This is a genomic window from Deltaproteobacteria bacterium, from assembly GCA_016234845.1.
Taxonomy (GTDB): Bacteria; Desulfobacterota; Deferrimicrobia; order Deferrimicrobiales; family Deferrimicrobiaceae; genus JACRNP01.
Map to the genome: position 1 here is coordinate 1 of JACRNP010000195.1, position 6,948 is coordinate 6,948.

6 protein-coding genes are annotated in these 6,948 nt (G+C 69.6%); all 6 read right to left on the reverse strand.

The window, feature by feature from the left end; genetic code table 11:
* Positions 1 to 238: DUF111 family protein (locus HZB86_12105; GenBank protein MBI5906266.1), on the reverse strand; the 238-nt coding region annotated here is incomplete at its 3' end.
* Positions 235 to 984 carry a nickel pincer cofactor biosynthesis protein LarB gene (larB, locus tag HZB86_12110; protein ID MBI5906267.1) on the reverse strand — a complete coding sequence of 250 codons (750 nt, stop codon included), beginning with the start codon at positions 982 to 984 and terminating at the stop codon, positions 235 to 237. The genes larB and HZB86_12105, both read right to left, overlap by 4 nt.
* A gap of 10 nt (positions 985 to 994) precedes the next feature.
* Positions 995 to 2,266 carry an HlyC/CorC family transporter gene (locus HZB86_12115; protein ID MBI5906268.1) on the reverse strand — a complete coding sequence of 424 codons (1,272 nt, stop codon included), beginning with the start codon at positions 2,264 to 2,266 and terminating at the stop codon, positions 995 to 997.
* A gap of 3 nt (positions 2,267 to 2,269) precedes the next feature.
* Entirely contained in the window at positions 2,270 to 3,520 is a 1,251-nt protein-coding gene (locus HZB86_12120; GenBank protein MBI5906269.1) for an HlyC/CorC family transporter, read from the reverse strand.
* Positions 3,517 to 4,584: a thiamine-phosphate kinase gene (gene thiL, locus HZB86_12125; GenBank protein ID MBI5906270.1), complete on the reverse strand. Its 1,068-nt coding sequence runs from the start codon at positions 4,582 to 4,584 to the stop codon at positions 3,517 to 3,519. Before thiL ends, HZB86_12120 begins: the two co-directional genes overlap by 4 nt.
* Positions 4,581 to 6,948, reverse strand: a 2,368-nt coding sequence (gene lon, locus HZB86_12130) for an endopeptidase La (protein MBI5906271.1), incomplete at its 5' end; no start/stop codon positions are given. The genes thiL and lon, both read right to left, overlap by 4 nt.

The following is a 6,948-nucleotide window of genomic DNA, read 5'->3' on the forward strand; positions in this document are numbered from 1 at the left end:
AGACGATGTCCGGAAGGTGGCGGGCCCCGGCCCTCCCCTTCGACACGTTCACGTGGACGCGCGTCCCGGCGACTCCGGCCGATGTCCCGCGTTCCACCGACAGCCGGTAGCCGGAGAGCGGCACTCCCTTGAGCGCCTTCCGAAGTTCCCGCTCCGCGCCGGTCAGCGACAGGAGGGCGGCCGTCGCCATGTCCCCCGCGATCCCGGAGAAGCAGTCGATGTAGAGGAGGCGGCTCACAGCCGGTTGATGACCGAGGCGAGGACGCCGGCGCCGAAGCCGTTGTCGATGTTGACCACCGCCACCGTGGGCGCGCACGAGTTCAGCATCCCGAGGAGCGCGGCCACGCCGCCGAAGCTGGCCCCGTACCCGACGCTGGTGGGAACCGCGATGACCGGCTTGTCGGTCAAGCCCCCCACGACGGAGGCCAGCGCCCCCTCCATGCCCGCCGCCACGACGATCACACGTGCCTTGCGCAGCCGGTCCTCCTGGAGCAGCAGGCGGTGGATCCCCGCCACCCCGACGTCGAAGAGGCGATCCACCGGGTTGCCGAGGAACTCCGCCGTCACCGCCGCCTCCTCGGCGACCGGAACGTCGGACGTGCCCGCTGTGACCACTAGGACGGTCCCCTTGCCCGCCGCCTCGCGCTTTCCGTCCGGCAGGACCACGCAGCGCGCCTTCTTGTGTACGACGGCCGCCCGGAACTTCCGGCGGATCGCGCGGATCTTCTCGTCGGAGAGGCGCGTGATCAGCACCCCGGTCCCGGCGCGGCGCATCGAACGGGCGATCGCGACGATCTGCTCCGCGGATTTCCCCTCCCCGAAGATCACCTCGGGGACCCCCTGCCGGATCCCCCGGTGGTGGTCGACGCGGGCGTCACCGAGATTTTCATACGGCAAGGCGCGCAGCCGCTCGAACGCGTCGTCGACCGCCACCGCCCCGGCGGCCACCTCCGCGAGAAGCCTTTTCAGCCGGTCCTTCGTCAGGATCCCCTCCTCATTCCTTTTCACCCGGACCGGGGGCGGGCTCCCCCCCGTCCTCCTCCGTCACCCGGCGAACCCGCACCTCGAGGACCGCCCGCTCGGACACGGTCTCTGCGCGAAGGACGGCCCCGGGGACGGAAAACGACTCCCCCGGGGCGGGGATCCGTCCGGCGAGCGAAGTGAGGAACCCTCCGATCGTGGTGTAATTCCCCTCCGCGAGGCGGACGCCGAACTCCTCCGCGAACCGTCCGATCTCCATCCGGCCGGGCACGACGAACTCGTCGTCCGAGACCTTCGTATAGTATTCCATGCCGCGGTCGTATTCATCCTCGATCTCCCCGACCACCTCCTCCACGACGTCCTCCGCGGTGACGACGCCGGTCACGCCGCCGAACTCGTCCACGACGACGGCGAACGATGTCCGCGCCTCCCGGAAGCTCCGCAGCAGCTCGTCCAGCGGCATCAGCTCCGGGACGAAGAGCGCCTTCCGGAGGAACGGAAGGATGGAGGCGTCCGGCGGGCTCCCGGCGATGTCGAGCACGTGGAGGTAGCCGAGCACGTGGTCCAGGCGGCCGCTGTAGACGGGGTAGCGCGAGTAGCCGCTGCGGGCGGCGGCGAGCAGAGCCTCCCCGCACGACGCCCCCTCGGGAAGCGCCGCGACCTGCGGGAGGGGCCGGAAGACGTTCGCCACGCGGGTTTCCCCGAAGTGGAACGCCCGCCGCACCATCACCCGCTCGTGCGCCTCCACGTCCGACCCCCCTCCGCGGCTCATCCGCAGGATCAGGGCCAGCTCCTCCCGGGTGAGCAGCGCCCGCAGGGAGGGCATGCCGCCGAACGGCTTCGAGACCGCCCGGGCGATGAAGGAAACGGCGGTCACGACCGGGTACAGGAGGACCTGCGCGAACCGGATGATGCCGGCGGCCGTGCCCACCAGGCGGTCGGCGCGCTGCCGGGCGAACGTCTTCGGCACCACCTGCCCCAGGAGAATGACGAGGGGCGTGATGATGCCGACGGAGAGCCACTCCGCGTACTCCCCGTGCGCCGGAAGAAGGCGGGAAGTGGTGAGGACGCTGCCGAGCACGATGAAGATGTTGGTGGTGGTCAACGTCGTCGCGAGGACGCCTTCGGGATGGGACAGCAGGGAAAGGGCGAGTTTCGCCCCCCGCTCCCCGCGCCGGGCGCGTTCCTGGAGCCGGTGCCGGTCCGCGGAGACAAGGACCATCTCGGCCCCCTCGTACACCCCCTGGAGGAGGAGGCACAACGCGATGATGGCCGCGAGCTCCATGGCCTACGCCGGCTCCCCCGGCATCGGACGCACGCCCACCTCGACGATCCGGATCCCCTTCAGGCGCTCGACGGTGAAGGAGAACCCCGAGAGGACGATCCGGTCCCCTCCCCGCGGGAGACGGCCGAACTCGTGGAGCAGGAGATCCTCCACCGTTTCCCGATCCCGGTCCGGGAACTTCGTTCCGAACGCCTCGTTGAGGCGGCGGACCGGGGTTTTCCCCAGGACGAGGTGGGATCCGTCGGTGCGCGCCGCGATCTCCTTCTCCTCCCGGTCGTGCTCCTCGCGGATGTCGCCGAACAGCTCCTCGAGGACGTCCTCGAGCGTAACGATCCCGGCCGGCTCCCCCAGCTCGTCCACGATCAGGGCGATGTGGACCTTCCTCCGCTGGAACTCGCGAAGCAAAAGCGGCAGCTTCTTCGCCGTGGGGACGACGAACGACGGCCGTACGAGGGTTCGCCACGCCGAAGGATCCATGCCCTCGGCCGTCGAACGGAGAAGATCCTTGAAGTGGAGGATTCCCGCGACGTTGCTCCGCTCTCCCTCGTACACGGGGATCCTCGACTTGCGGTACCTCCGGTACCGATCGATCAGCTCTCCGTACGGAAGATCCCGCGGCACCATGAACACGTCCGGAAGCGGGGTCATGATTTCCCCGGCGCGCCGGTCGGTCATCTCGAAGATGTTGTGGATGAGTTCCTTCTCCCCGGGATCCAGGGTTCCCGATTCCTCCCCGACGTCCACCAGCGCCCGGAACTCGGCCTCGGAGATCGCCTCGCGGGTCTCCGGCGTGGAACCGGATCCGAGGAGCCGGAGAATCCGCTCGGAAAGCCACTCCATGACGGTCAGCAGCGGCGCCGCCGCGCGGGAGAACGCCTGGATCGGCGCGGCGACCCGCAAGGAGAAGGTCTTCGCCCTGGGCCAGACGATGCTCTTGGGGGTGATGTCTCCCAGGATGAGGATCCCCACCGTTCCCAGCGCCAGGGCGAGAACCTCGCCGTACCGCGGATAGAGGGGAAGGAGCATCGCCGCCAGGACGGAGGAGATCGCCACGTTGACGATCTCGTTCCCGATCAGGATCGTCGCGATCAGCCGGCCGGGGCGGGAGAGGAGCCGCTCGATCAGCGCGCCCCGCCGCTCCCCCTCTTCCTTCCAGCGGAGCAGGTCGACGCGGCGCAGGGCGAACAGCGCCGTCTCCGTCGCGGAGAAGAAGGCGGAGGCGAGGAACAGGAAGGGGAGGAGGAACGATTTCAAGGGAAGTGGGCGAAGCCGGACGGGAGCCCGGCCCCCTCGACCGTCGAGCCGTCCGTCCTCCGGATGCGGATGCCCGGACGCCGGGTCACCGATCCGATCGGGGTCGCGCCCGCGGGAAAGGCGCGGACGGCGCGCAGAAAGATCCCCCGCCGGGACGGACGGACCGCCATCAGCAGTTCGTAATCCTCGCCGCCGCACAGGAACGCGGCCAGCGGATCGACGCCGAGGGCGGACGACGCCTTGCGGTACGACGCGGATACCGGGAACGTCGCTTCCGTCAACTCCGCGCCGAGGCCGTCCCGTTCGAGGAGGTGGGACAGGTCCGGCAGGACGCCGTCGCTCACGTCGATCATCGAGGCCGCCGCCCCCGAAGCCCCCGCGATCAGGCCCTCCCGCCAGCGGGCCTCCGGAGCGAGGTGCGCGCGCATCGCCCGCCGTTTCCAACCGCGCGGCGCCGCGGGCCGGCCGCCCCGGAGCAGCCGAAAGCCCAGTCCCGACCAGCCCGGCTCCCCCGTTACGTAGAGGAGATCTCCCGGTCGCGCGCCCACGCGGAGGACCGGCCTCCCGCGCTCCACGCAGCCGACGACGGTCAGGGACAGGGTGAGCCGCTCCCCCCGGCACGTGTCGCCGCCCAGGAGACGCATTCCGGAAGGCGCCGCGGCGCGGGCCATGCCGCGGAACATCGCGTCGATCGAGGAGACCGGCGTCCGGGCCGGGGAGGCGAAGGCGACGAGGTAGCCCAGGGGGCGCGCGCCCATCGCGGCGAGGTCGGAGAGGTTCGCGGAGAGCGCCTTCCACCCGACCTCCTCCGGGCGGAAGTAGCGGAGCGAGAAGTGGACCTCCTCGATCAGGAGGTCGGTGGACAGGACCGCGCGTCCTCCGGGGACCCGCAGCACCGCCGCGTCGTCTCCGATCGGGATCTCCCCGCGGGTGGGGTTCCCCCCGTACTTCCGGCCGACGAGGGCGATCAGGCCGAACTCGCCCGCGTCGCGGAGCGTGGGCGCACGACCCCCGCGCGCCGTTCCGCGTGCGGGGTCGGGGTCTCCGGAGTCGTCCCGCTTCACCGCTTCTTCACCGTGCCCCCTCGGCTCTTCCCCTCGGGGGTACCCCGCCGGCGCGAAGCTCGCGGCGGGGACTTCGCACCGCGCGCGGCGCTCCGGAACGGGTTCTTCGTGAGCGCCAGGGCGAGCACGTCGTCCATGCTCCGGACCAGCGTGAAGCGCACCAGCTTCGCCTCGTGGCGTGGGATTTCCTCGAGGTCCTTCCGGTTCGACTCGGGGGCGACGACGTTGCCGATCCCCGCCCGCAGCGCCGCCAGGGACTTCTCCTTCAAGCCGCCGATCGGGAGGACGCGGCCCCGGAGCGTCACCTCGCCGGTCATCGCGACGTCGCGCCGCACCGGGATGCCGGTCAGCGACGAGACGAGCGCGGTGGCGATCGTGATCCCCGCCGACGGGCCGTCCTTCGGGATCCCGCCGGAGGGAACGTGGATGTGGATGTCGTGCCGGGCGTGGAAATTCCTCGGCAGCCCGAGCCGGGCCGCGCGCGAGCGGACGTAGGTGATCGCGGCGTGCGCGCTCTCCTTCATCACGTCCCCGAGGTAGCCGGTGATCATCACGCCCCCCTTCCCCTCCACCAGCGACACTTCGACGAAGAGGATGTCGCCCCCGGTCGGGGTCCAGGCGAGGCCCGTGGCCACGCCCACCTCGTCGGCCTCCCCCTCCGTCTCCGGGATGTGCTTGGGGGCTCCCAGGTACTTCGCGACGCCCTTCGGGGTGATGACGAACGGCCCCTTCTCCCCTTCGGCGATCTTCCGGGCCACCTTCCGGCACACCTGCCCGATCTCCCGCTCCAGGTTCCGCAGGCCCGCCTCCCGGGTGTATTGGTGGACGATGGCGAGGATCGCCTTGTCCCCCATCGCTACCTGCCCCGGCTTGATGCCGTTCTCCTCCTGCTGGCGCGGGAGGAGGAACTTCCTGGCGATCGCCAGCTTGTCGACGTCGGTGTACCCGGCGAGCTGGATGATCTCCATCCGGTCCTTCAGGGCGGGCGGGATCGGGTCCATCACGTTCGCCGTGGCGATGAACAGCGCCTTCGACAGGTCGAACGGGACGTTCAGGTAGTTGTCGCTGAAGGCGAAGTTCTGCTCCGGGTCGAGGACCTCCAGCAGCGCGGCGGACGGGTCCCCGCGGAAGTCGGCCCCCACCTTGTCGATCTCGTCGAGCATGAAGACCGGGTTGCGCGTTCCCGCCTGCTTCATCCCCTGGATGATGCGCCCCGGAAGCGCGCCGACGTACGTCCGGCGGTGCCCGCGGATCTCCGCCTCGTCCCGGATCCCCCCCAGCGACATCCGGATGAATTTCCGCCCCATCGCGCGGGCGATCGACTTCCCCAGCGACGTCTTCCCCACGCCCGGGGGACCGACGAAGCAGAGGATCGGCCCCTTCATCTTCTCCTTCAGCTTCCGGACGGAGAGGTATTCGAGGATCCGCTCCTTGACCTTCTCGAGGTCGTGGTGGTCCTCGTCGAGGATCTTCTTCGCCTTCCCGATCTGGATGTTGTCCCGGGTCTCCTTCTTCCAAGGGAGCTCCACCATCCAGTCCAGGTAGGTTCGCACCACCGACGACTCCGCCGAGTCGGGGTGCATCCCCTCGAGGCGCCGGAGCTGCTTCTCCGCCTCCTTCGCCACCTCCTCGGGCATCCCCGCGGACCGGATCTTCTCCCGGAGATCCTCGACCTCCTCCGCCTTCCCGTCGATGTCGCCCAGCTCCTGCTTGATCGCCTTCATCTGCTCCCGCAGGAAATATTCCCGCTGGCTCTTCGACATCTCCTCCTTGGCCTGGTTCTGGATCTTCGCCTGCATCTCCGCCAGCTGCAGCTCCCGGGAGAGCAGGTTGTTCACCAGCGTGAGCCGCGCGACCGGCTCCTCCTCCTCGAGCACCCCCTGCGCCTCCTCGATCTTGAGCCGCAGGTTCGACGCCACGAGGTCGGCGAGCACCCCGGGATTGTTGATGTTCTCGGTCACCATCAGGATCTCGACCGGCATGTTCTTCAAGGAGAGGATCTTCTCGATCTTCTCCCGCGAGGCGCGCATCAGCGCCTCGACCTCGAGCGACCCTTCCTTCATCGGCAGCTCGACGACCCGGTCGATCCGGACCCGAACCCCCGGCTTCCCCTCGATGAACTCGACGATCTTCCCCTTGGTCACGCCCTGGATGAGGATCTTGAGACGCCCGTCCGGGAGCTTCAGCATCCGCATGATCATCGCGACCGTGCCCATCGGGTAGAGATCCTCCGCCTTCGGGTCCTCCACGGAGGGGTCCTTCTGCGTCGCGAGGAAGATGTACCGGTCCCTCGCCAGCGCCTCGTCGACCGCGGCGATCGATCCCTCGCGTCCCACGAACAGCGGCAGGGTCATGTACGGGAAG